Origin of the sequence: Aeromonas sp. 604282 (assembly GCF_049170575.1) — a bacterium.
Lineage (GTDB): Bacteria > Pseudomonadota > Gammaproteobacteria > Enterobacterales > Aeromonadaceae > Aeromonas > Aeromonas veronii_A.
Genome location: NZ_JAAKMV010000008.1, coordinates 1 through 20,674, shown reverse-complemented (window position 1 = coordinate 20,674; position 20,674 = coordinate 1). Strand labels below are relative to the sequence as shown.

General features: G+C 60.8%; 20 protein-coding genes. 13 read left to right on the top strand and 7 right to left on the bottom strand.

Features of this window, described 5'->3' with window-relative positions:
- The first annotated feature begins 107 nt into the window (after positions 1-107).
- The 4 genes from G5367_RS11130 to G5367_RS11115 all read left to right on the top strand — a co-directional run bounded on the left by G5367_RS11130 (position 108) and on the right by G5367_RS11115 (position 2,709).
- Positions 108-1,370 carry an MgtC/SapB family protein gene (locus tag G5367_RS11130; protein WP_421244430.1) on the top strand — a complete coding sequence of 421 codons (1,263 nt, stop codon included), beginning with the start codon at positions 108-110 and terminating at the stop codon, positions 1,368-1,370.
- An 86-nt stretch (positions 1,371-1,456) separates the two neighbouring features.
- The gene (locus tag G5367_RS11125; protein ID WP_421244431.1) at positions 1,457-2,047 is read left to right on the top strand and encodes a sugar O-acetyltransferase; all 591 of its coding nucleotides are present in this window, start codon (positions 1,457-1,459) and stop codon (positions 2,045-2,047) included.
- Complete coding sequence (locus tag G5367_RS11120; protein ID WP_111901039.1) at positions 2,044-2,382, top strand: DUF1294 domain-containing protein; 339 nt, start codon at positions 2,044-2,046, stop codon at positions 2,380-2,382. Before G5367_RS11125 ends, G5367_RS11120 begins: the two co-directional genes overlap by 4 nt.
- Before the next feature lie 114 nt (positions 2,383-2,496).
- Positions 2,497-2,709, top strand: coding sequence for a hypothetical protein (locus G5367_RS11115; RefSeq protein WP_042084223.1), 213 nt, complete (start codon positions 2,497-2,499; stop codon positions 2,707-2,709).
- A gap of 68 nt (positions 2,710-2,777) precedes the next feature.
- Here the strand turns inward: G5367_RS11115 and yrfG are convergent, their stop codons facing one another.
- On the bottom strand, positions 2,778-3,458 hold the full coding sequence (gene yrfG, locus G5367_RS11110) for a GMP/IMP nucleotidase (RefSeq protein WP_421244432.1): 681 nt from the start codon (positions 3,456-3,458) through the stop codon (positions 2,778-2,780).
- Between the two features lie 144 nt (positions 3,459-3,602).
- On the opposite strand from yrfG, the gene nudE reads away from it, so the two are divergent.
- From nudE to G5367_RS11095, 3 genes are all read left to right on the top strand, one after another.
- Complete coding sequence (gene nudE / locus G5367_RS11105) at positions 3,603-4,211, top strand: ADP compounds hydrolase NudE (protein ID WP_005340262.1); 609 nt, start codon at positions 3,603-3,605, stop codon at positions 4,209-4,211.
- Between the two features lie 37 nt (positions 4,212-4,248).
- Entirely contained in the window at positions 4,249-5,061 is an 813-nt protein-coding gene (gene cysQ, locus G5367_RS11100) for a 3'(2'),5'-bisphosphate nucleotidase CysQ (RefSeq protein WP_005357849.1), read from the top strand.
- A gap of 437 nt (positions 5,062-5,498) precedes the next feature.
- Positions 5,499-6,770 (top strand): aromatic amino acid transport family protein, encoded by a 1,272-nt coding sequence (locus tag G5367_RS11095; protein ID WP_139408588.1) that lies wholly within the window; start codon positions 5,499-5,501, stop codon positions 6,768-6,770.
- 70 nt (positions 6,771-6,840) lie between these two features.
- Here G5367_RS11095 and G5367_RS11090 read toward each other — a convergent pair whose 3' ends face one another.
- From G5367_RS11090 to metJ, 3 genes are all read right to left on the bottom strand, one after another.
- Positions 6,841-7,179 (bottom strand): tRNA-binding protein, encoded by a 339-nt coding sequence (locus G5367_RS11090; protein ID WP_421244433.1) that lies wholly within the window; start codon positions 7,177-7,179, stop codon positions 6,841-6,843.
- 72 nt (positions 7,180-7,251) lie between these two features.
- Positions 7,252-7,986: a helix-turn-helix domain-containing protein gene (locus tag G5367_RS11085; protein ID WP_421244434.1), complete on the bottom strand. Its 735-nt coding sequence runs from the start codon at positions 7,984-7,986 to the stop codon at positions 7,252-7,254.
- Positions 7,987-8,027: 41 nt separating this feature from the next.
- Positions 8,028-8,351 carry a met regulon transcriptional regulator MetJ gene (gene metJ / locus G5367_RS11080; protein WP_076494518.1) on the bottom strand — a complete coding sequence of 108 codons (324 nt, stop codon included), beginning with the start codon at positions 8,349-8,351 and terminating at the stop codon, positions 8,028-8,030.
- 205 nt (positions 8,352-8,556) lie between these two features.
- Between metJ and metB the strand changes: the two genes are divergently transcribed.
- Entirely contained in the window at positions 8,557-9,729 is a 1,173-nt protein-coding gene (gene metB / locus G5367_RS11075) for a cystathionine gamma-synthase (RefSeq protein ID WP_421294320.1), read from the top strand.
- The gene (locus G5367_RS11070; protein WP_421245194.1) at positions 9,729-12,185 is read left to right on the top strand and encodes a bifunctional aspartate kinase/homoserine dehydrogenase II; all 2,457 of its coding nucleotides are present in this window, start codon (positions 9,729-9,731) and stop codon (positions 12,183-12,185) included. Before metB ends, G5367_RS11070 begins: the two co-directional genes overlap by 1 nt.
- 94 nt (positions 12,186-12,279) lie before the next feature.
- Here G5367_RS11070 and G5367_RS11065 read toward each other — a convergent pair whose 3' ends face one another.
- Complete coding sequence (locus tag G5367_RS11065; RefSeq protein WP_005343043.1) at positions 12,280-13,545, bottom strand: inorganic phosphate transporter; 1,266 nt, start codon at positions 13,543-13,545, stop codon at positions 12,280-12,282.
- A 25-nt stretch (positions 13,546-13,570) separates the two neighbouring features.
- A complete protein-coding gene (locus G5367_RS11060) occupies positions 13,571-14,251 on the bottom strand; it encodes a TIGR00153 family protein (RefSeq protein WP_005340244.1) in 681 nt (226 codons plus the stop codon).
- 169 nt (positions 14,252-14,420) lie between these two features.
- On the opposite strand from G5367_RS11060, the gene G5367_RS11055 reads away from it, so the two are divergent.
- Complete coding sequence (locus G5367_RS11055; protein ID WP_317114141.1) at positions 14,421-15,389, top strand: CYTH domain-containing protein; 969 nt, start codon at positions 14,421-14,423, stop codon at positions 15,387-15,389.
- A gap of 80 nt (positions 15,390-15,469) precedes the next feature.
- Here G5367_RS11055 and dapA read toward each other — a convergent pair whose 3' ends face one another.
- A complete protein-coding gene (dapA, locus tag G5367_RS11050) occupies positions 15,470-16,342 on the bottom strand; it encodes a 4-hydroxy-tetrahydrodipicolinate synthase (protein ID WP_100654624.1) in 873 nt (290 codons plus the stop codon).
- Between the two features lie 280 nt (positions 16,343-16,622).
- Here dapA and rsmC point away from each other — a divergent pair, with 280 nt between their 5' ends.
- The 3 genes from rsmC (at position 16,623) to glgA (ending at position 20,470) form a co-directional block, all read left to right on the top strand.
- On the top strand, positions 16,623-17,651 hold the full coding sequence (gene rsmC / locus G5367_RS11045; RefSeq protein WP_421245195.1) for a 16S rRNA (guanine(1207)-N(2))-methyltransferase RsmC: 1,029 nt from the start codon (positions 16,623-16,625) through the stop codon (positions 17,649-17,651).
- A 151-nt stretch (positions 17,652-17,802) separates the two neighbouring features.
- Positions 17,803-19,020: a glucose-1-phosphate adenylyltransferase gene (gene glgC / locus G5367_RS11040; RefSeq protein ID WP_058056511.1), complete on the top strand. Its 1,218-nt coding sequence runs from the start codon at positions 17,803-17,805 to the stop codon at positions 19,018-19,020.
- The gene (gene glgA / locus G5367_RS11035) at positions 19,010-20,470 is read left to right on the top strand and encodes a glycogen synthase GlgA (RefSeq protein WP_421245196.1); all 1,461 of its coding nucleotides are present in this window, start codon (positions 19,010-19,012) and stop codon (positions 20,468-20,470) included. Before glgC ends, glgA begins: the two co-directional genes overlap by 11 nt.
- The last annotated feature ends 204 nt before the right edge of the window (positions 20,471-20,674 follow it).

The window sequence follows — 20,674 nt, the reverse complement described above, 5'->3', positions numbered from 1 at the left end:
CCCGCACCGGAAGCCGGACGCAGACTCTGTGAGCCATGCCACTCTGGCCCCTTGCTCGCTGTGCCATCATGGGAACAAGGCAGGCAGATGACGAAAAGGAAGTCGTTATGTGGATCAATGCAGAACCGGTCAACGGAGCCCTAGTCTCGCTGGCCATCGGCCTTATCATCGGGCTGGAGCGGGGCTGGCAGGTGCGCCAGCTGGGGGATAACCAGCGCATCGCCGGGATGCGGACCTACGGCCTCATCGGCCTGCTTGGCGGGGTCTGCGGCTTGCTGCTGCCGACCCTGGGCCCCTGGCTGCCGCTGCTCGGCCTGCTGGCGGTGGTGAGCGGCTGCGGCCTCTCGGTCTGGCTGGCCCAGCGCTGGCAAGGGGAGTTCGGCCTCACCAGCTCGGTAGCCATGCTGCTCACCTATTTGCTGGGGCTGATGTCGATACTGCTGAGCCCGAGCGAGGCGGTGGCCTGCGCCGTGCTGGCCGCCCTGCTGATGGGCTTGAAGGGACAGATCCAGCAGGGGATGCTGTTTCTGAGCGAGACCGAGTTTCACGCCACCCTGCGCTTTCTGCTTATCTCGCTGGTGCTGTTGCCGGTGCTGCCCAACGAGGAGATGGGGCCCCTCGATGCCTTCAACCCCTTCAAGATCTGGCTGATGGTGGTGGTGATCGCCGGCATCTCGTTTTGTGGCCACTTCGCAGTACGTCTGCTCGGCACCCGCGCCGGGCTGGTGCTCACCAGCATACTGGCGGGATTGGCCTCCTCCACCGCCCTCACCCTGCAGTTTGCCCGCCTCAACAAGGAGCAGGGGGGGCTGGAGCGACTGCTGGCCACCGGCATCCTGCTGGCGGGGGCCACCATGTGGCTGCGGCTGCTGGTACTGGTGCTGCTCATTCACAGCGAACTGGCGATGCGCCTCATCGCCCCCCTGTTGCTGCTGGCCACCACAGTCTACGGCTTTGCCTTCTGGTTCTGGCGCCAGCGCGAGGAGCTGACTGACGGCCCGGTACAGCCGGAAACCAGCAACCCGCTCGATCTGGCCACCGCCATCAAGTTCGGCCTGCTGTTGGCGCTGATCGGCTTTATGGCAACTCTGCTGCAAGACAAGGTAGGCAACTCGGGGGTCTATCTGCTGTCGCTGGTGTCGGGGATCACCGATGTGGACGCCATCACGCTGTCGCTCTCCCAGCTCTCCCACAAGGAGCTGGCGCTGGAGGTGGCGGCCCGCGGCATCCTGCTAGCCGGGCTGGTCAACTCGCTGGTGAAGGGGCTGCTGGCCCTCGGTATCGGCGGTCGCAGTCTCGGGCTGCGGGTATTGCTCCCCTACTTCGTCTCGGCCCTGCTGATCCTGCCCCTCGTCTGGCCCGCAGGTTGACGGGGATCACCTGCAACAAGTGACAGACTGACGGCGCCCCTGACAGTCACGTATACTGCCTGCTCTTGCAGCATGAGGAGGTAGCAATGGCGAGCGACTGGGACAAGGTACTAGCTGGCGGGGCACTGGATAGCCAGAGCGAGGAGATAGCGAACGACCGGATCCGCGGTCAGGCGCTGCTGGCCCGGCTCAATGGTTCACCTGCAGGCGATGGCCCTCTGCGCCAGCAGATCTGCCGCGAGCTGTTCGGCCACTGCCCCGACTCCTGCTGGATCAGCACGCCCTTCACCTGCGAGTTTGGCCGCAACATCCACATCGGCGAGAAGACCTTCTTCAACTTCAACGTCACCATTCTCGATCTGGGTGAAGTGCATATCGGCAGCCATGTGCTGCTGGCCCCCAACGTGCAGATCTACACCGCCACCCACACCACGAACTATCTGGAGCGACGCAACTGGACCGCCTACAACAAGCCGGTGCGGATCGGTGACGACTGCTGGATCGGTGGCGGCGCCATCATCTGCCCCGGCGTCACCATAGGGCCGCGCTCCATCATAGGTGCCGGCGCCGTGGTCACCCGAGACATCCCGGCTGACTCGGTGGCGGTGGGCAATCCGGCCAAGGTGATCCGCACCCTCAAGCAGGACGAGGAGCGCTGCTGGGAGTTGGCCCAATGATGGCGCTGGCGCTGCTGCCACTGGGCGCCGCCCTCTGGCTCGGCCTAGGCGAACAGCAGTGGTGGCCACTGGCCGCACTGCTGACCATGAGTCTGCTGACACTGGCGGCCTACGCCTGGGACAAGCGGCAGGCGGTGCGGGGCGAGTGGCGCATTCCCGAATCCCGTCTCCATCTGCTGGAGCTGTGCGGCGGCTGGCCGGGCGCACTGGTGGCCCGCCAGTGGCTACGTCACAAGACCCAGAAGCGCAGCTACCGGCTGGTCTTCTGGTTTATCGTGCTGCTGCACCTCACCCTGTGGGCGCTCTGGGTCGGGCGGCCACTCTGGCAGCAATAGCCAACTGCATCACAAAGGCTAAAAGGGCCCCATTGCGGCCAATTGGCGGCTGTGAGAAAACAGAACGGATCCCATCAGCGTTTTCGCCGTTTATAGACGACAAGGAGTCGTGACATGACCATGTGGACAGGCATAGTCCTGATCGTATTTATCAGCGTATTGTTCGGATATCTCGGCAAACGGGCCCGCTATCAGATGGGGGATGCCCGCATCACCGACCGCCTCGGCAAGCAGGATATGATCATCAGAGAGTTGCAGGAGCGGGTCGCCAATCTGGAGGCGATCGTCATAGAGGAAGAGAAACGGCGTCCGTTCCGGGAGCTGTGATTTTTTCACCGCCAGGTTTCAGATACTGAGAGGGCTGCACGATGCAGCCCTCTATCGTTTGAACAGATTCAGATGGCCAGTGGCAGCAGCTCGGCGTAGTCGCGGATCGCCGGAAAAGCGGTAATGCTCTGCTCCGGCTTGCAGCTGTCCGGATTCTGGATCGCCAGCTGATAGCCGATGCCATAGTCGGCGGCGGCCCGCAGGATCCGCTCGCTGTCATCCACAAACAGGGTACGGGCCGGATCGAACGCCAGCCGCTGTGCCAGCGCCTGCCAGCAGTGCTGGCTCTCTTTCGACCAGCCCAGTTCGTGGGTGCTCACCATCAAATCCAGATGGTCGGCCAGGCCAAGCTGCGCATCCTTCACCGACAAGCTGGCGGGGTGGGCGTTGGTAAAGAGCACCAGCTGCTTGCCCGCGGCGCGCAGCTCGGCCAGAAAAGGGATGGCATGGGGACGCCACTGGATCTTCGCCAGCAGCTCCTGCTTGAGGGCACGAATATCGAGCCCCAGGGTCTCGCTCCAGTAATCCACGCAGTACCAGTTGAGGGTGCCGTTGACGGCGTGATAGTGGACGTCGATCTGCGCCTTTGCTTCATCCAGCGGCAGACCAAGCCGCTCGGCGTAACGCTCCGGCACCAGCTGCTGCCAGAGGTGGTTGTCAAAATGCAGATCGATCAGGGTGCCATCCATATCGAGCAAGACGGTATCTATCTGGTGCCAGGGCAAGGTGGTGGAGCGGGAGTGTGGCATCGGGCCTCTTGATCGCGGATCTCGGAAAACGGGGCGGCAGTATAACGGATTTTTCCTCCCCCTTTCCCCTCCCTGCCCCGTGGTGTTCGGTGTGGGAGTCGTTTACTCTTGAAGCACGATTTTTTAACGAGCTGCCAGCGTCCGATGAGCGACCCCCACAAGAGCAAACCCGAGCACATCTCTGCCGACCAACTGGATCATCCCAAGAGCAAACCGGAGATCCTCAAAGCCGATATCGTCGCCGAGAGCCGACTGTTCAAGGTGGAATCGCTACACCTCAAGTTCTCCAATGGCGAAGAGCGGGTCTACGAGCGGATGCGCGGCGGCAACCGGGGCGCCGTCATGGTGGTGCCGCTGTTCGATGCCCACACCCTGCTGCTGGTGCGCGAGTATGCCGCCGGCACCCACTCCTACGAGCTGGGCTTTCCCAAAGGGCTGATCGACCCGGGCGAAGATGCCTTCGAGGCGGGTAACCGGGAATTGATGGAAGAGGCGGGCTTTGGCGCCAACAGCCTGACCCTGCTCAAACAGGTGTCGCTGGCGCCCGGTTACTTCTCCAGCCGGATGGACATTTTACTGGCACGGGATCTCTTCCCCGAGCAGCGGATCGGCGACGAGCCCGAACCGCTGGAGGTGATCCCCTGGCCACTCAACCGAATCGATGAATTGCTGGCGCGGCCCGACTTTACCGAGTCGCGCAGCATCAGTGCCCTGCTCTTGGCCCAGAAGTGGCTGGCGGAGCAGGCAGAGTAGCCCGCAGACGGGCAGTTAACAGACAGAGGATAACGAGATGCAGGAGTTGTTGGCCTGGGTGCCGGGGGTCAAGGAGATTGCCCGCGAAGCCGGAAGGATCCTTCACGACATCTATCACGGCGGTCAGTTCGAGCGTCAGCTGAAGGAGGATGCGACCCCGGTCACCAGTGCCGATCTTGCTGCCGATGCCTACCTCAAACAGGCGCTCTCGGCGCTCACCCCCCATGTGCCGGTGCTGACCGAAGAGGCGGCCGACATCCCCTTCAGCCAGCGATCCAACTGGCGGCAATACTGGCTGGTGGACCCCCTCGACGGCACTGGCGAATTTATCGCGGGCAGCGGCGATTTCGCCACCCTGATCGCCCTGGTGCGGGACAATGTGCCGGTGCTCGGGGTCATCTATGCTCCCGAGTCCAACGTGCTCTACTGGGCGGTGCGCGGCTACGGCGCCTTCAAGGAGGTGAACGGCGAGGTACTGCCCATTAGCGCCATGCACCACGAGCATGACCAGCCTGACTCGCTGGTGGTCGCCATCAGCCGCCGCCAGAAACTGGAGAACCTCACCCGCCGCCTCAACCCGGCCATCAACTACGAGCTGATCCCGCTTGGTTCCAGCTCCCTCAAATCCTGTCTGGTGGCGGAAGGGGCGGCCGATTGCTACGTGCGGCTCGGCCCCACCGGCGAGTGGGACACCGCCGCCGCCCAGTGCATCGTCGAGGCAGCCGGTGGCCGCATCCTCAGCCTGGCGTTGCAGCCACTCAGTTACAACGAAACCGAATCGCTGGAGAACCCTGACTTTATCGTGATGGGAGATCCGGATCTCGCCTGGGGCAACATTCTGGCCCACTAGGCGGATAGCGATATCATCACACCAGACAAGCAGGCGGCCCGATGGCCGCCTGCTTTTTCAGGGAAGTTGCCCCGGGTGATGGCCGGTGTGATCCGCTGGTCAAGGCGCTCTTGAACAGCGTGATGCGCTGGCAAAGCGGCAAAATGATAGTGAAACATCACAATCGGTCGGCGAGAAATGGTACGATTTTTCACGTAATTCTAAAAACGCCTGATTAGCCAAAATAAAAAAATGATAGTAGATCAAATTTTGGTTTTATATTTCACAAAAATCACCAATATCAGTTTTGTTCCATTCTGTGAACCAGATTCCATTCCCAATCTCGCTGGCTAAACCCCGCAATGGCAGTGATATGTTTCAGTCTCGCTTTTTGAGAATTAAATCCCGATAAACCACAATGAACTCAGATTAAAACACTAACAAAAAGTGAATTAGCAATGAGTTTATCTGTAGAGGCTACCAAGGAGCTATCCGGTTCCTGCTCCACCACTGCCAGCATCACCCGCTGGCGCCGTCACGACACCCACTGGGTTATCAGCCTGTTTGGCACCGCCGTTGGCGCCGGTATCCTGTTCCTGCCCATCAATCTGGGTCTGGGCGGCATCTGGCCCCTCGTCATCGTCGCAGTACTGGCAGGCCCCATGACCTTCCTCGCCCACCGCGGGCTGGCGCGCTTCGTGCTCTCTTCTTCACGCCCCCACGCCGACTTCACCGAAGTGGCGGAGGAGCACTTCGGCAAGATGGCCGGTCGCCTCATCTCTGCGCTCTATTTCCTCTCCATCTTCCCGATCCTGCTCATCTACGGGGTCGGACTGACCAACACGGTGGAGAGCTTTATGGTCAACCAGCTCGGCATGGCGACCCCGGATCGGGTGATGCTCTCCGGCGTGCTGGTATTCGCCATGATCGCCGTGATGCTGGCGGGTGAGAAAGCGATGCTGCGCGCCTTCGCCTTTATGGTCTATCCGCTGGCGGCCATTCTGGCGGCCCTCTCCTGCTACCTGATCCCTCAGTGGCAATGGCCGGAAGTGACCGCGTTTGAAGGGGTCAGCTTCCTCAACACTGTCTGGCTGGCGCTGCCGGTCACCGTGTTCGCCTTCAGCCACGCCGCTGCCATCTCCGGTTTTGCCAACGTGCAGCGCCGTGAATATGGCGAGCAGGCGGAAGCCAAGAGCGGCCTGATCCTGCGCAACACCACAGTAATGCTGGTGGGCTTCGTGCTGTTCTTCGTCTTCTCCTGCGTGCTGAGCCTCTCGCCAGCCCAGCTGGCTGAAGCCAAGGCCCAGAACGTCTCTGTGCTCTCCTATCTCGCCAACATCACCGATAACCCGGTGATCGTGACTCTGGGACCGCTCATCGCCTTTATCGCCATCAGCTCCTCCTTCCTCGGTCACTTCCTCGGTGCCCGTGAAAGCCTGAAAAGCCTGATCGCCAAGCCTACCGGCCTGCCGCTGGCCAAGGCGGACAAAGTCGGTATCGCCCTGATGTTCTTCTCTATCTGGGGGGCCGCCGTCATCAACCCGGGCATTCTGGGGCTGATGGAAACCCTCTCCGGCCCGGTCATCGCCATGATCCTGTTTATCATGCCGGTGATTGCCATCTACAAGGTGGAGGCGCTGGCCCGCTTCCGTCACGGCTGGACCAACGGCTTTATCCTGCTGACCGGCTCGCTGGCGGTATCGGCGCTGATCTTCAGCCTGTTGAAGTAACGACTCGCAGCAGATAACAAAAAAAGAGGCGACCTTGGGTCGCCTCTCTTGTCTCTGTTCGGGAGTGAACTCAGCCCAGCTTGGCACCGTTCTCCACCGCCTGCTCGGGGATAGCCATCACTACGGCGCCATCCGGCCGGTAGAAACCGGTCAGCAGAAATTCAGACTGAAACGGCCCTATCTGTTTGGTCGGGAAGTTGACTACGGCGATGATCTGGCGGCCCACCAGCTGCTCTGGCTGGTAGAGAGCGGTGATCTGGGCACTGCTCTTGCGAATCCCCAGTTCAGGGCCAAAATCCGCCCACACCTTGTAGGCCGGTTTACGTGCCTCGGGGAACGGCTCGACCCGCACCAGGGTGCCCACCCGGAGCTCCACCATCTCGAAATCCTGCCGGCTAATCGTCTCCATTTCTGCTCCTGTTTATCGTGCACCTTGCATGACCCGCAGCATGGCCCAAAGAGAGAAACCTGTCTTCGGCGATCAGCCGTTTCGTTGCGGCAGGTGGCTGTTTTGCTGGCGCCAGAGGGACGGAGTAAGCCCGGTCTCGGCCAGGAAGCGCTCGCCGAAGGCCCCCTGATTCTGGTAACCGCAGCGGCTGGCAATCTCGCCAACGGGCAGTTGCGTACCGGCAAGCAGGGTGCGCGCCCGCGCCATGCGCCGACTGCGAATGTAGTGGGAGACGCTCACCCCCAACTGCTGGCGAAAAGCGAGCTTGAACTGGCTCTGGCCAAGACAGGCGATGGCGGCGAGTTGCTGATTGGTCAGCGGGGCGGCGAGGTTGGCATCGATATGGCGTTGCACCTTGAGGATGCGGGCGGCAAGGCGTGGGATGACAGCGCTCTGCATCCCCTGCCCTTCAGCCAGCAGGGAGAGCCACACCTGCTCCATGCCCGCCACCTGCCGCCCTTCGGCCACCATGCGGTGCAGAAACGCGAGGTAGTGGCGCTGGGGTTCATCCAGCTCGATAAAGGGGTGAGCTGCCAGATCGCCGGGCAGCCAGTCGCTCTCCTGCACCAAAAACGAAAGCGCAGGATCGGCGGCGTAGTCGTGCCGCTCGCCGGGGGCGATGACGCAGGCAGAACCGGGGGCAAGCCGGCGCCCATGGCCCTGCACCTCGATCTCGAGGGGGCCATCGAGGGGGATCACCAGCTGGGCAAAGTCGTGGCTATGGCTGCAGACGTGGTGGTGATAGTGGCGCAGGCTGAAGCGAGACATGGCAGATAGCAATGACGCGGCCAGGGCCGCGTCATTGGGGATTATTCCTTGTCGAAATCTTCGATCTCTTTGCCCAGCGCTTCCATGATGGCGCGCGCTTCGGCCGGGATACTGTCCGGTTGATCCTTGCGCAAGTCTTCGTCGCAAGGGAGCGGCTGGCCGGTGAAAGCGTGCAGGAAGGCTTCACAGAGCAGCTCGCTGTTGGTCGCATGACGCAGGTTGTTCACCTGACGGCGGGTGCGCTCATCGGTCAACACTTTCAACACCTTGAGCGGGATCGAGACGGTAATCTTCTTGACCTGTTCGCTCTTCTTACCGTGTTCCGCGTAGGGGCTGACGTAGTCGCCGTTCCACTCTGTTCCCATGACTCACCTGTTCTCATTTAGCCGTGAGCGCGGATTTTAACCCTTAAGGAAATTAATGGCAATCCAACAGCAAAGCCATTTAGACGTCTGGAAGTGTTGACGGCTTTTTTAAGCTGGCGTAGTGTGGTTGTCCATGAGCCCGCAATGGCGGGATGGCGCGTGGCAGCAAGATGCCGGCGTGTGAAGAGACATCAAGGAGAGTGATATGACCCACAAGGCCACCCTGGCGGTTCGCACCGGGATTGAGACAGACACACAGCACGGTGCCGTGGTGCCCCCCATCTACCTCTCCAGCAACTACACCTTTGCCGACTTTGGCGAGCCCCGTCAATACGATTATGCCCGCTCCGGCAATCCGACCCGCACCAATCTGGCGGACGCGCTGGCGGCGTTGGAAGGGGGCGCAGGCGCCGTGGTTACCGGCACCGGCATGGGGGCCGTCCATCTGGTCACCACAGCACTGCTCAAGGCGGGGGGTCTGCTGATCGCCCCCCACGACTGCTACGGCGGCACCTGGCGCCTGTTCGAGTATCTGGCTGCCAAGGGCCACTACCGGGTGCAATTTGTCGATCAGGGAGACGAGGCCGCTCTGGCCGCCGCGCTGGCGCAAAAGCCTGCACTGGTATGGGTCGAGACCCCCTCCAACCCGTTGCTGCGAGTGGTAGATATCCGCGCCATTGCCAGCGCCGCCCACGAGGTGGGTGCGCAGGTGGTGGTGGACAACACCTTCCTCTCCCCTCTGCTGCAACAGCCGCTCGTACTTGGAGCTGACGTGGTGGTGCACTCCACCACCAAGTACATCAACGGTCACTCAGACGTGGTGGGCGGAGTGGCGATTGCCAAGGAGGCAGCACTGGCCGAGTCGCTGGTGTGGTGGGCCAACTGTCTGGGGCTCACCTCCGGGGCGTTCGACTCCTACCTCACCCTGCGCGGCCTGCGCACTCTGGCCCCCAGATTGCGCACCCATCAGGAGAACACCGATCGCATCCTCACCTTCCTGCAACAGCAGCCGCTGGTGAAACGCATCTATCACCCCAGCCTGCCGAGCCATCCGGGCCACGATATTGCGCGCCGTCAACAGTCCGGCTTTGGCGCCATGCTAAGTTTTGAACTCGATTGCAGCGAGACAGGCATTCGCGCCTTTCTCGCGGCCCTCACCCTCTTCTCGGTGGCCGAGTCCCTCGGTGGGGTGGAGAGTCTGGTGGCCCATCCGGCCAGCATGACCCACAGGGCCATGACCCCGGCGGCGCAGCAGGCAGCAGGCATCAGCAGCCAGCTACTGCGGTTGTCGGTCGGTATTGAACACGGTGAAGACCTGGTGGCCGACCTGGCTCAGGCTTTTGAACAGGCGCAGCAGGCAGAACAGGTAGCGAAGTAATGGAACAGCAGCAACAAGGAGAGATCGCGGTGGCAGCAGAAGCAGGATTGAAGCGACGTCACGTCCACAAATTTGGTGGCAGCAGTCTGGCGGATCCGGTCTGTTATCGCCGGGTCGCCAGCATCGTTGAACAACAGGTGGGCGGGGATGAACTGATCGTGGTCTCCGCCGCCGGCAAGACCACCAACCGGCTGATCCAGCTGGTGGAGCTGGCCGAAGCGGGGGACGAAGCCGCCGGTGAAGCCATCTCGGCCCTGCAGGCCTATCAGCAGAGCCTGATCGACGGCCTGCTGGAGGGTGAACTGCAGCTCGATCTGAGCAAGCAGCTGGCCGACGACATGCAACTGATAGCCAAAACGTTGGAGGGACAGTTTGATCGCTTCGCCCGCAACGGCCTGCTCGCTTTTGGCGAAGTGTGGTCGGCGCGCCTGCTGGCGGCCCTGCTCACCAGCCGAGGCGACAAGGCTATCTGGCTCGATGCCCGCAGCTTCCTGCGCGCCGAGGATGGCGCTCTGGTCAAGGTAGATACTGCGCTCTCCAGCGAACTGCTCAAGGCGCGACTGGCGGAGCATGCCGGTCGCATCGTGGTGACCGGCTTTATCGCCGCCGACATGGAGGGGCGCTCCCTGCTGCTCGGCCGCAATGGATCCGACTACAGCGCCAGCCTGTTGGCGCTGCTGGCGGACGGCGAATCCACCACCATCTGGAGCGACGTGGCCGGGGTCTACAGCGCCGACCCGCGTCGGGTGAAAGAAGCGCGTCTGCTGGAGCGCCTCAGCCTCGCCGAAGCCAACGAGCTGGCCCGTCTTGGCTCCTCGGTGCTGCATTCGCGCACCCTGCAACCTGTGGCCGACAGCCGCCAACGCCTCACCCTGCGCTGCAGCTACAACCCGGACGAGGGCTGCACCCATATCCTGCGCCGCGCCCCCCGCTCCGGCGGCGCCCGCATCGTCTCCTCGGTGGATCAGATCGCCCTCATCGAGCTGAAGGTGCTGCCACAAACCAACTACGAGCAGACGGTGGCCACCATCGAGGCCCATCTGGCTCGTCACCGTCTCAACCCGCTCACCCTGCAGCGCCAGCCGGATCGCCGGATCCTGCGCCTCGCCTACACCCTCGAGGTGGCACAAGGCGCCTTCGAGCTGCTGCGCGATTTCCAGCTGCAAGGGAGCTTCACCGGCCTCATTCAGAAAGAGGGGTACAGTCTGGTAGCGCTGGTCGGCGCCGGTGTCACCGACAACGCAGAACAGTGCCATCGCTTCTATCAGCTGCTGGCAGATCAACCGCTGGAGTTCGTACAGGTGGCCCGAGATGGCCTGAGTCTGGTTGCCGTGCTGCGTCAGGTAGTGCTGGAGCCGCTGCTCATCGCCCTCCACAGTGCCCTCTTCAGCCGCCCGACCCGGGTCGGACTGGTGGTGTTCGGCAAGGGCAATATCGGCGGCCACTGGCTGAGCCTCTATGCCCGCGAAAAGGCACGGCTCGAACATGAACTCAATCTGGCACTGACTCTCTACGGGGTGTTCAGCTCGGAAGGGGGCCTGCTGGATGAAGAGGGACTCAACCCCCTCAAGGTACAGGACAACTTCAATCCCAAACCGCTGATCTGGCCGGAGTTGCTCTCCCAGCTTGAACAGCACGGCTTCGATGCGCTGATTGCGCTGGACATGACCGCCAGTGAAACGGTGAGCCGCTACTATCCGGATTTTGCCCAGCTTGGCATTCACATCATCGCCGCCAACAAGTTTGCTGGCGCCGCCGACAGCGAGTTCTACCAGCGCATCAAACAGACCAGCCGTGACCATCAGGTACAGTGGCGCTACAACGCCACCGTGGGTGCCGGGTTGCCAATCCAGTCCAGCATCCAGATGCTGCGCCAGAGCGGCGACCGCATTCAGGGGGTCTCCGGCATCTTCTCCGGCACCCTCTCCTGGCTGTTCCAGCAGTATGATGGCACCCGCCCCTTTTCCGAGCTGGTGGACGAGGCGTGGCAGCACGGCCTGACCGAGCCGGATCCCCGCGAAGATCTCTCCGGTCAGGATGTGCGGCGCAAGCTGCTTATTCTGGCGCGGGAGGCGGGCTTCGAGCTCGACTCCGCCGATATCGAGCTGGAGAATCTGGTGCCCGTCACGCTGCGCAAGGTGACCGCCGATCAGTTCATGGACAGACTGAAAGAGCTGGATGGCCCGATCCAGACCGCCTTCGAGGGAGCCAAGCGCCTCGGCAAGGTGCTGCGCTACGTGGCCCGCTTCGAGCATGACGGCAAAGCACGGGTCGGGCTGGAGGCGCTGGAGCCGCACCACCCGTTTGCCAACCTCTTGCCGTGCGACAACATCTTCGCCATCGAGAGCGACAGCTACCGTACCAACCCGCTGGTGATCCAGGGGCCGGGCGCAGGCCGGGAAGTGACCGCCGCCGCTATCCAGTACGATCTGTGGCAGATCTGCGCCAGCCTCTAAGGCTGATATGCAACGGGAGCAGCACCTCAGCTCCCGCGCACAATAAAAAAAGCCCGAGTCGATGACTCGGGCTTTTTGCTGAATGCCGCTTCGATTAGGAGAAGCAGGCCTGCAGCACGTAGAAGATCGCGATAGCCAGGATGGCACCGGCAGGCAGAGTGATGATCCAGGAGACCACGATGTTGCGCAGTACCCCCAGGTTCAGCGCCGCAATGCCGCGCGCCAGACCGACACCCATCACTGCACCGACGAGGGTCTGGGTGGTGGAGATGGGCAGACCGGTGCCGGAGGCAATCACCACGGTCGCGGCAGTCGCCAGCTGGGCTGCGAAGCCACGGCTCGGGGTCAGGTGAGTGATGCCGGTACCGACCGTCGCCATCACCTTCTCGCCCATAGTCGCCAGACCGATCACGATACCGATACCGCCGAGGGGCAGGATCCACCAGGCAATGGCAGCCTGACTGGAAATCTCGCCACCGGAAGCCACGATCGAGGCCACCGCAGAGAGCGGGCCAATCGCGTTGGCCACATCGTTGGAGCCGTGGGCAAAGGCCATGGCACAGGCGGTGATCACCATCAGGATGCCGAACACCTTCTCCACGTTGGCGAAGTGCATCTTGCTGTCATCCTGCGGGTTGTACTTCTGACCGCGAATGTAGATCCAGCCGGCAAACGCCACTGCGATGGATATGGCGATGGAAAGCAGAATGCCCTCGCCATCGCTCAGGTGCAGACCGACGTGGGTCAGCCCCTTCTTGATGGTCACCAGACAGATCACCAGCGCAGTCAGGAACATGTAGAACGGCACATAGCGCTTGGCGTTGTTCAGGGGGTCATCGGTGTTGAAGATAAGCTTCTGCACGCTGATGAACATGAAGTAGGCAATGACACCTGAGATGGCCGGGGTGATGACCCAAGAGCCGACGATGCCGCCAAACTTGCTCCACTGCACCGCTTCCGGGCCAATGCTCACCACCGCAAAACCGACGATGGCGCCGATGATGGAGTGAGTGGTCGAGACAGGCCAGCCGAAGTAGGAGGCGAGGATCAACCAGGCGCCTGCCGCCAGCAGGGAGGCGATCATGCCGAGCACCAGCAGGTCCGGGCTATCGACAAACGCATTGCTGTCGATGATGCCGTTACGGATGGTGGCCGTCACTTCGCCACCGGCCAGATAGGCACCGGCAAATTCGAAGATCATGGCAATGATGATCGCCTGACGGATGGTCAGGGATTTGGTGCCGACCGATGTTCCCATGGCGTTGGCCACGTCATTCGCGCCAATGCCCCAAGCCATCAAAAAGCCGAACAAGGCCGCCACGAGCACCAGAGTGGTGCCGTAATTCGCGATAATGTCCATTAGTAGTGTTTACCCAGTCAGTCGATTACGAACGAGCCAGCATCAGTTCCAGACGGGCGCCTACGCGCTCGGCCTGATCTGCCAGGTCACCTACCCATTCGAGGATCTTGTAAAGGAACATCACATCGATCGGATTGTAATTGTGCTCAACCGCTTGCAGCTGTTGGCGCAGTCCGATCTGCATGGTGTCTGTATCGTCCTCGATCAGATCCAGCTGGTGGATCATCTCGGCAACCATTTCCACTTCCCGTCCTTTGAAGCCGGTCTCGAGCAGCTCGTCGAGCTCCCCGATCGCTTTCTCGGCCTGAGCGGTCGCATCAATACAACGTTTGAGGTAAGCCATGAAATCCGTCCGCATTTCGGCGGGGAACTCCATGCGACGACCAAGCATGCGGCCGGAGATATCCTTGGCACGGTTGGCAATCTTGTCTTGCTGGGTCAACAGCTCCAGCAGGTCGGTACGTGCAACCGGCAGGAACAGGCCGCGAGGCAGTTTCAGACGGATTTCACGCTTGAGGGTATCTGCCTCTTTTTCCAGTTGGGCGATCTGCTGCCGGATCTTCTCGGCATCTTCCCAACGGTCTTCGGCAACGGCGTCAAAGAAGGGAACCAACTGCTGAGAGCACTGGTGAACCTTGACGATATGCTTCTGCAGCGGCTTGATGGGGGACTTGGCAAAAAGCCCCAAAATAGTATTTACTGGCATGGCCAAACCTGTGTCGGTGAAAAAACACTCGATACGATTTTATGAGGCGCGCATGGTAACCGAACTGCGCCCTCAATTAAACCGCGAATTAATCTAGTCGTCTCGCGGGCATTATATCCCCGCGACCCGAATCCTGCCCCCCAAAGTTGCCTGCCAGCCCGGAATGACTATGCAAACTGAGATCGAGATAAAGTTTTTTGTCGCCCGCGACATTCAACCCGAGTTATCCAACCTGCTGAATTCTCTTGAGATTAAAGAATCATCACAACAGCAGCTCGGCAACGTCTATTTCGATACGCCGACCCTGGCTCTGCGCCAGCTGGAGATGGGACTGCGGATCCGCCGCTGCGATGCCTTTGCCGAACAGACCATCAAATGCCGCGGCCAGGTAGTGGGCGGCCTGCACGCCAGACCCGAGTACAACGCCCCCGTCAGCGGCGATCTGCCGACCCTCTCGTCCTTTCCCGATGAGATTTGGCCGACCCTGACCGAGCGCGACCACATCCAGCAGCAGCTGGTCGCCCAGTTTCGCACCGACTTCCTGCGTCGCCACTGGCTGATCGCTTTCGAGAACGCCGAGATTGAGCTGGCCTGGGATCAGGGAGAGATAGTCGGCAGTCAGGGCAGCACCACCATCAACGAACTGGAACTGGAGCTCAAATCCGGTGCCACCACAGCCCTGTTTGCACTGGCCCAACGCCTCGCCAAGCTCGGCGGGTTGCGCCTCGGCGCCCAATCCAAGGCACAACGTGGCTATCGACTGGCTGGTCTTGGCAAACCGCTGGCCCTGCAGGCGCTGGTCGAACATGAAGGTATGGATGGCATAACGGGGGTAAGCGAGGGGCTGCGTCACTGGCAGCATCACGAGCAGCTCTGGCTGGAGCATCCTCAGGATAAAGGCATTCAACAGCAGGCACTCGCGGCCCTATGCCAGGGGATCGATCTGGTCGCCCGCAGTGTGGCCGCGCTGCCACAACCGGCGCCCTGGCTGCCCGCCCTGACCAACCTGCAAGCCCATCTGCAAGCCCAATCGGACGAGCATGACGAGTGGCCTGCCAAGCTGGCCGAGCTCTTCCTCTATCCGGCATATGTCGAGTTGCAGCTGGCCATCACCGCATGGCTGCATCACGCAACCTGAGTAGGGCAATGTCGTAAATACAAAGGCCAGAAACAAAAGCCGACAACAAAACGGGTGAGCCTTGGCTCACCCGTTTTGCATTACAGCAGGTTGAGCTGCTGCATGGCGCTGCGAATGCGCTCGCGAGTCGCTTCCGACAGCGGCATCACCGGCAGGCGGCACTCCTCGCTGCAGAAACCGAGCAGGGAAGCGGCATATTTGGCACCAGCCGGGCTCGGCTCGGCAAACATCGCCTGATGGAGCGGAATCAGCTTGTCTTGCAGCTCACGCGCTTCTTGCCACTTGCCAGCCAGCGCCAAATTTTGAACCTCGGCCACCAGCTTAGGGGCCACGTTGGCGGTCACAGAGATACAGCCCTGACCGCCGCCGATGTTGTAGGCGACCGCAGTGGCATCCTCACCGGAGAGCCAGGCGAAGGGCTTTTTGATCAGCTGGCGCTCGGTCCAGGGGCGGGCAAGATCGCCGGTGGCGTCTTTCACCCCGGCAATACGCGGCAGTTCCGCCAGACGGGCCAGGGTCGCCGGTTGCACGTCGACGATGGCGCGCGGCGGGATGTTGTAGACGATGATCGGCTTGGCGGTGGCATCGTGGACCGCCTTGAAGTGGTGGTAGAGCCCCTCCTGATTGGGGCGGTTGTAGTAACCGGCCACATGCAGAGTGGCATCGGCGCCCACCCGCTCGGCATGAAGGGTGTACTCGATGGCTTCGACCGGATTGTTGGAGCCCGCTCCGGCAATCACCGGAATACGGCCAGCGACCTGTTTGACCACCAGCTCCACCACCCGGCAGTGCTCATCGTGGGTCAGGGTCGGGCTCTCACCCGTGGTACCGACCGGCACAATGCCGTGAGTACCCTGCTCGATATGCCACTCCACCAGACGCAGCAGCGCCTCTTCATCCAGCTTTCCCTGTCGAAACGGGGTGATCAACGCAACGATTGAACCTTGAAACATGGGATCTCCTTCTCCTAAATGACGCGCATATGGCAATAAAAAACCCCGGTACGATGTGCGCAACCGGGGTTTGAAGCTTCTCAGGGATGAGAGGTTACGCGCGAACGTCGGCAGGCCCGAATTTCAGGCTTTTTTTGTGCTTTCGTTTCAACCCGTTGAACCGCATTTCGTCATCTCTGGTCAAAAAATGGTGTCTGGGCATATTTCGGGAACACGGCATAAATGTCAAGGCGAAAGGGGCTATGTATAATGGCCGCCCAAAATTGCGTGGAGAGACCCGATGAGCAGCCCAATCAGTGCCGTCAGCCAGATGCTGGAACGAAACCAAGCCCTCTTTGTCGGCAAGCGGCTACTTGTCTGCGGCGCACTGGAGGATGACTACCCCCGCCAGCTGGCGAGCCTGGCCCAGACCCTGACCGTCTTTACCACCGATTACTGCTACTACCGCAGCCAGCAGGCCGCCCTCGGCGAGGCTATCCTGTTCGACCACCAGCTAGGTGGCGCCCCCCGCTTCGATGCCCTGTTGCTGCTGATGCCCAAGGCCAAGGCCGAGGCACAATATCTGCTGGCCATGATGACCCCCTTGCTGGAAGCGGGTGCCGACCTGTTCCTCGCCGGAGAAAACCGCGGCGGCATCAATGGCGCCGACAAGCTGCTGGCCCCCTATGGCGAAAAGCCGATCAAACGTGACTCGGCGCGCCGCTGCTCGCTCTATCATGGTGAGCTCTGCAAACCGGTCGCCCCGTTCGATCTGGATAGCTGGTTTGGCCGCTATCAGTGCAAGGCCGGTGATACCGAGCTGACCGTGCTGGCTCTGCCCGGCGTCTTCAGCGCCGCCGAGCTGGATCTCGGCACCCAGATGCTGCTGGCCGCGGTGCCGCCGATGAAGGGCGAGCTGCTCGATTTCGGCTGCGGCGCCGGGGTAATTGGGTCCGTGCTGGCCAAGCGCAATCCGGATCTGCAAGTCAACATGGTGGATATCAGCGCACTGGCACTCGAATCGAGCCGCCGCACCCTGGCGATCAACGGTCTGCAGGGCAAGGTCACCGCTTCCGATGTCTACTCGGATGTCTCCACCCGTTTCCAGCACATCGTCTCCAACCCGCCATTCCATGCGGGTCTCAAAACCTTCTATGCGGCAACCGAACAGTTCTTGGCCAAGGCGCCGGAATTTTTGCTGCCAAATGGTTCGCTGACCATTGTTGCCAACGCCTTCTTGCGCTACCAGCCTATACTGGAGACACACTTCAAACGGACTGAAGTGATCAGCAGTGATGCCAAATTCAAGGTCTATCTGAGCAAAGTGTAATTAAGTGTAAGCAGTACAAGAAAACAGCTAGAGAGCCCCATACGGGATCTGGTAAGGTACTAAGAGCACGACAAAAACCACCCCTTTAGGGGTGTTTTTATGCCGAGCTTTGAAAACCTTTTCATGTTGTTCATTCAGGGAGAGAAATACGATGGCAGGCATATTGACCATGATCCTGGCTGGTGGCGAAGGTACTCGCCTGCAGCCTCTGACCACCACCCGCAGCAAGCCTTCCGTCCCCTTTGGTGGCAGCTACCGGCTGATCGACTTTGTCCTCAACAACTTCGTCAACGCCGACTTTCTGCGCATCTATGTACTGACCCAATTCAAATCCCAGTCCCTCTACCTGCACATGAAGAAGGGCTGGAATATCGTCGGCATCACCGACCGCTTTATCGACCCTATCCCGGCCCAGATGCGGATGGGCAAACGCTGGTATGACGGCACCGCCGATGCTATCTACCAGAACCTCGGTTTTATCGAGCGAGCCGAACCGGATCACGTCTGCATCTTCGGCTCCGACCACATCTACAAGATGGATGTGAGCCAGATGGTCACCTTCCACAAGCAGAAGAACGCCGCCATGACGGTCGCGGCACTTCGTATGCCCATCGAAGAAGCGAGCGCCTTCGGGGTGATCGAGGTGGATGCCGAAGGGCGGATGATCGGCTTTCAGGAAAAGCCGAAGCAGCCCAAGCACATTCCCGGCGATCCCACCCAGGCACTTGTCTCCATGGGCAACTACATATTCGAGACCGAGGCGCTCTGCCGCGAGTTAAAACGGGATGCCGCCGAGGAGAACTCCAGCCACGACTTTGGCAAGGATGTGATCCCGAGCCTCTACCCACGTGCCCCCGTCTATGTCTATGACTACAGCACCAACGTCATCCCCGGCGAGAAACCGCACGTCTACTGGCGGGATGTGGGCACCCTCGACTCTTATTGGCAAGCGCACATGGACCTGGTGGCCGACAATCCCCCCTTCTCCCTCTATAACCGCAAGTGGCCCCTGCACACCCACTATCCGGCGCTGCCGCCTGCTACCTTCATCGACAGCGACGAGTGCAAGGTGAAGATCGCCAACTCCCTGATCTCCGCCGGTTGCTTCATTCAGGGCAGCCAGATCCAGCGCTCCATCCTCGGTTTCCGCTGCAATATCGGCGCGTGCAGCCATATCAGTGAATCCGTGTTGCTGGGGGATGTGAAGATTGGCGAAGGGTGCTCCATCCGGCGCGCCATCATTGATAAAAACGTTGAAATTGCGCCAGGCACCGTTATCGGTGAAAATCTGGACCACGATAGAGAGCGATTTACCGTATCCGAAGGCGGTATCGTGGTGGTACCTAAGGGAGCAAGAGTTGGCTATTAACCCACTGAAAATCCTGTTTGTTGCCTCGGAGGTTGAGGGGCTGGTCAAGACCGGGGGCCTGGCCGATGTCGCCAGAGCCCTGCCGATGTACCTGGCCCAGAAGGGACATGATGTCAGGATCATGCTGCCCTTCTATAAGACGATAAAGCGACGGGATGAGGCCAGACTGGTGGCGTCACGCTGGTTGCCAACCCACCCTGGGCTGCCGGATATCGGTTATCGCATCTACCAGATGGAGCTGGATGGCGTCTGCGTCTATCTGCTCGACTGCCCGCAATATTTCGATCGTCCCCAGCTCTACGCCGAGAACAATCAGGCCTATCCGGATAATGGAGAGCGCTTTGCCTTCTTCTCGGCCGCGGCCCTCCATGCCTGCGAGCAGCTCGGCTTTGCCCCGGATATCGCCCACTGCAATGACTGGCACACCGGCCTGCTGCCACTGCTGCTGAAAACCCGTCACGCCCACAACCCCTTCTTCCAGCAGACCCGCAGCGTGATCAGCATTCACAACGCGGCGTTTCAGGGGGTGTTTGGCCGCGAGCAGTTCTGGGCCATGCCCGAGATCGCCGACTACGAACGCCGCATCAACTACGACTACGGCCACGTCAATCTGCTCAAATGCGGGGTGCTCTACGCCGACAAGATCAATGCGGTCAGCCCCAACTATGCCCAGGAGCTGCTGACTCACCTCGGCGCCCACGGCATGGCGCATATCTTCCAGCAACGGGCGGCGGATCTCTGCGGCATCCTCAACGGCTGCGACTACAAGGACTGGGATCCTGAGTTCGACGAATTCCTGCCTGCGACCTACAGCATCGACAACATGGCTGGCAAACAGATCTGCAAAGAGAGCCTGCAGCAGGAGGCGGGGCTGGCCGTGGCAGACTTGCCCATCTACGGCATGGTTTGCCGCCTGACCGAGCAGAAGGGCGTTCCCCTGCTGCTCCCTGCGCTGGAGAAATTCCTCCACCATCAGGTACAAGTGGTGATCGTCGGCTCTGGCGATCCTGCGCTCGCCACGCAACTGCAAACCATGGCCCGGGATTATCCGGGCAAGCTCGCCTTCATCAACACCTATGACGATCGGCTGGCCCATCTGGTCGAAGCCGGTGCCGACTTCTTCCTGATGCCCTCGCTGTTCGAGCCTTGCGGCCTCAACCAGATGTACAGTCTCGCCTATGGCACCCTGCCACTGGTGCGCGCCGTGGGGGGTCTGAAAGATACCGTGGTGGATTGGGATGCCGATCCCGAGCATGCCACCGGCTTCTGCTTTAACGATCCGACTGCCGCCATCCTGCTCGATACCATGCGCCGCAGCCTGCTCTATTTCCTGCAGGACAAGGAGCGTTTTGCCAAGGTTCAACGCAATGCCATGAACACCCGCTTCAACTGGCCTGACTCGGTCACCCAGTATGAACGGATGTATCAGAGCGCATTGGGCCGTTACTGAACGCCAAACGTCAGCTGATTGCTGAAGTTTTGTACCCTTGGCGCCACTTTGGGCGTCAACAGCGAAAAAAGTCCCCTTTGGCTGTTGACGCTCCCCCAAAACTCTATAGAATCCCCCTCCGCAGTGATGCGAAGGTGGCGGAATTGGTAGACGCGCTAGCTTCAGGTGTTAGTGTCCCACGGATGTGAGGGTTCGAGTCCCTCT

What these genes read in the sequence shown, in the direction of transcription:
- G5367_RS11130 (WP_421244430.1), top strand. Translation starts at nt 108, where the DNA reads ATGTGGATCAATGCAGAACCGGTCAACGGAGCCCTAGTCTCGCTGGCC.
- G5367_RS11125 (WP_421244431.1), top strand. Translation starts at nt 1,457, where the DNA reads ATGGCGAGCGACTGGGACAAGGTACTAGCTGGCGGGGCACTGGATAGC.
- G5367_RS11120 (WP_111901039.1), top strand. Translation starts at nt 2,044, where the DNA reads ATGATGGCGCTGGCGCTGCTGCCACTGGGCGCCGCCCTCTGGCTCGGC.
- G5367_RS11115 (WP_042084223.1), top strand. Translation starts at nt 2,497, where the DNA reads ATGACCATGTGGACAGGCATAGTCCTGATCGTATTTATCAGCGTATTG.
- yrfG (WP_421244432.1), bottom strand. Translation starts at nt 3,458, where the DNA reads ATGCCACACTCCCGCTCCACCACCTTGCCCTGGCACCAGATAGATACC.
- nudE (WP_005340262.1), top strand. Translation starts at nt 3,603, where the DNA reads ATGAGCGACCCCCACAAGAGCAAACCCGAGCACATCTCTGCCGACCAA.
- cysQ (WP_005357849.1), top strand. Translation starts at nt 4,249, where the DNA reads ATGCAGGAGTTGTTGGCCTGGGTGCCGGGGGTCAAGGAGATTGCCCGC.
- G5367_RS11095 (WP_139408588.1), top strand. Translation starts at nt 5,499, where the DNA reads ATGAGTTTATCTGTAGAGGCTACCAAGGAGCTATCCGGTTCCTGCTCC.
- G5367_RS11090 (WP_421244433.1), bottom strand. Translation starts at nt 7,179, where the DNA reads ATGGAGACGATTAGCCGGCAGGATTTCGAGATGGTGGAGCTCCGGGTG.
- G5367_RS11085 (WP_421244434.1), bottom strand. Translation starts at nt 7,986, where the DNA reads ATGTCTCGCTTCAGCCTGCGCCACTATCACCACCACGTCTGCAGCCAT.
- metJ (WP_076494518.1), bottom strand. Translation starts at nt 8,351, where the DNA reads ATGGGAACAGAGTGGAACGGCGACTACGTCAGCCCCTACGCGGAACAC.
- metB (WP_421294320.1), top strand. Translation starts at nt 8,557, where the DNA reads ATGACCCACAAGGCCACCCTGGCGGTTCGCACCGGGATTGAGACAGAC.
- G5367_RS11070 (WP_421245194.1), top strand. Translation starts at nt 9,729, where the DNA reads ATGGAACAGCAGCAACAAGGAGAGATCGCGGTGGCAGCAGAAGCAGGA.
- G5367_RS11065 (WP_005343043.1), bottom strand. Translation starts at nt 13,545, where the DNA reads ATGGACATTATCGCGAATTACGGCACCACTCTGGTGCTCGTGGCGGCC.
- G5367_RS11060 (WP_005340244.1), bottom strand. Translation starts at nt 14,251, where the DNA reads ATGCCAGTAAATACTATTTTGGGGCTTTTTGCCAAGTCCCCCATCAAG.
- G5367_RS11055 (WP_317114141.1), top strand. Translation starts at nt 14,421, where the DNA reads ATGCAAACTGAGATCGAGATAAAGTTTTTTGTCGCCCGCGACATTCAA.
- dapA (WP_100654624.1), bottom strand. Translation starts at nt 16,342, where the DNA reads ATGTTTCAAGGTTCAATCGTTGCGTTGATCACCCCGTTTCGACAGGGA.
- rsmC (WP_421245195.1), top strand. Translation starts at nt 16,623, where the DNA reads ATGAGCAGCCCAATCAGTGCCGTCAGCCAGATGCTGGAACGAAACCAA.
- glgC (WP_058056511.1), top strand. Translation starts at nt 17,803, where the DNA reads ATGGCAGGCATATTGACCATGATCCTGGCTGGTGGCGAAGGTACTCGC.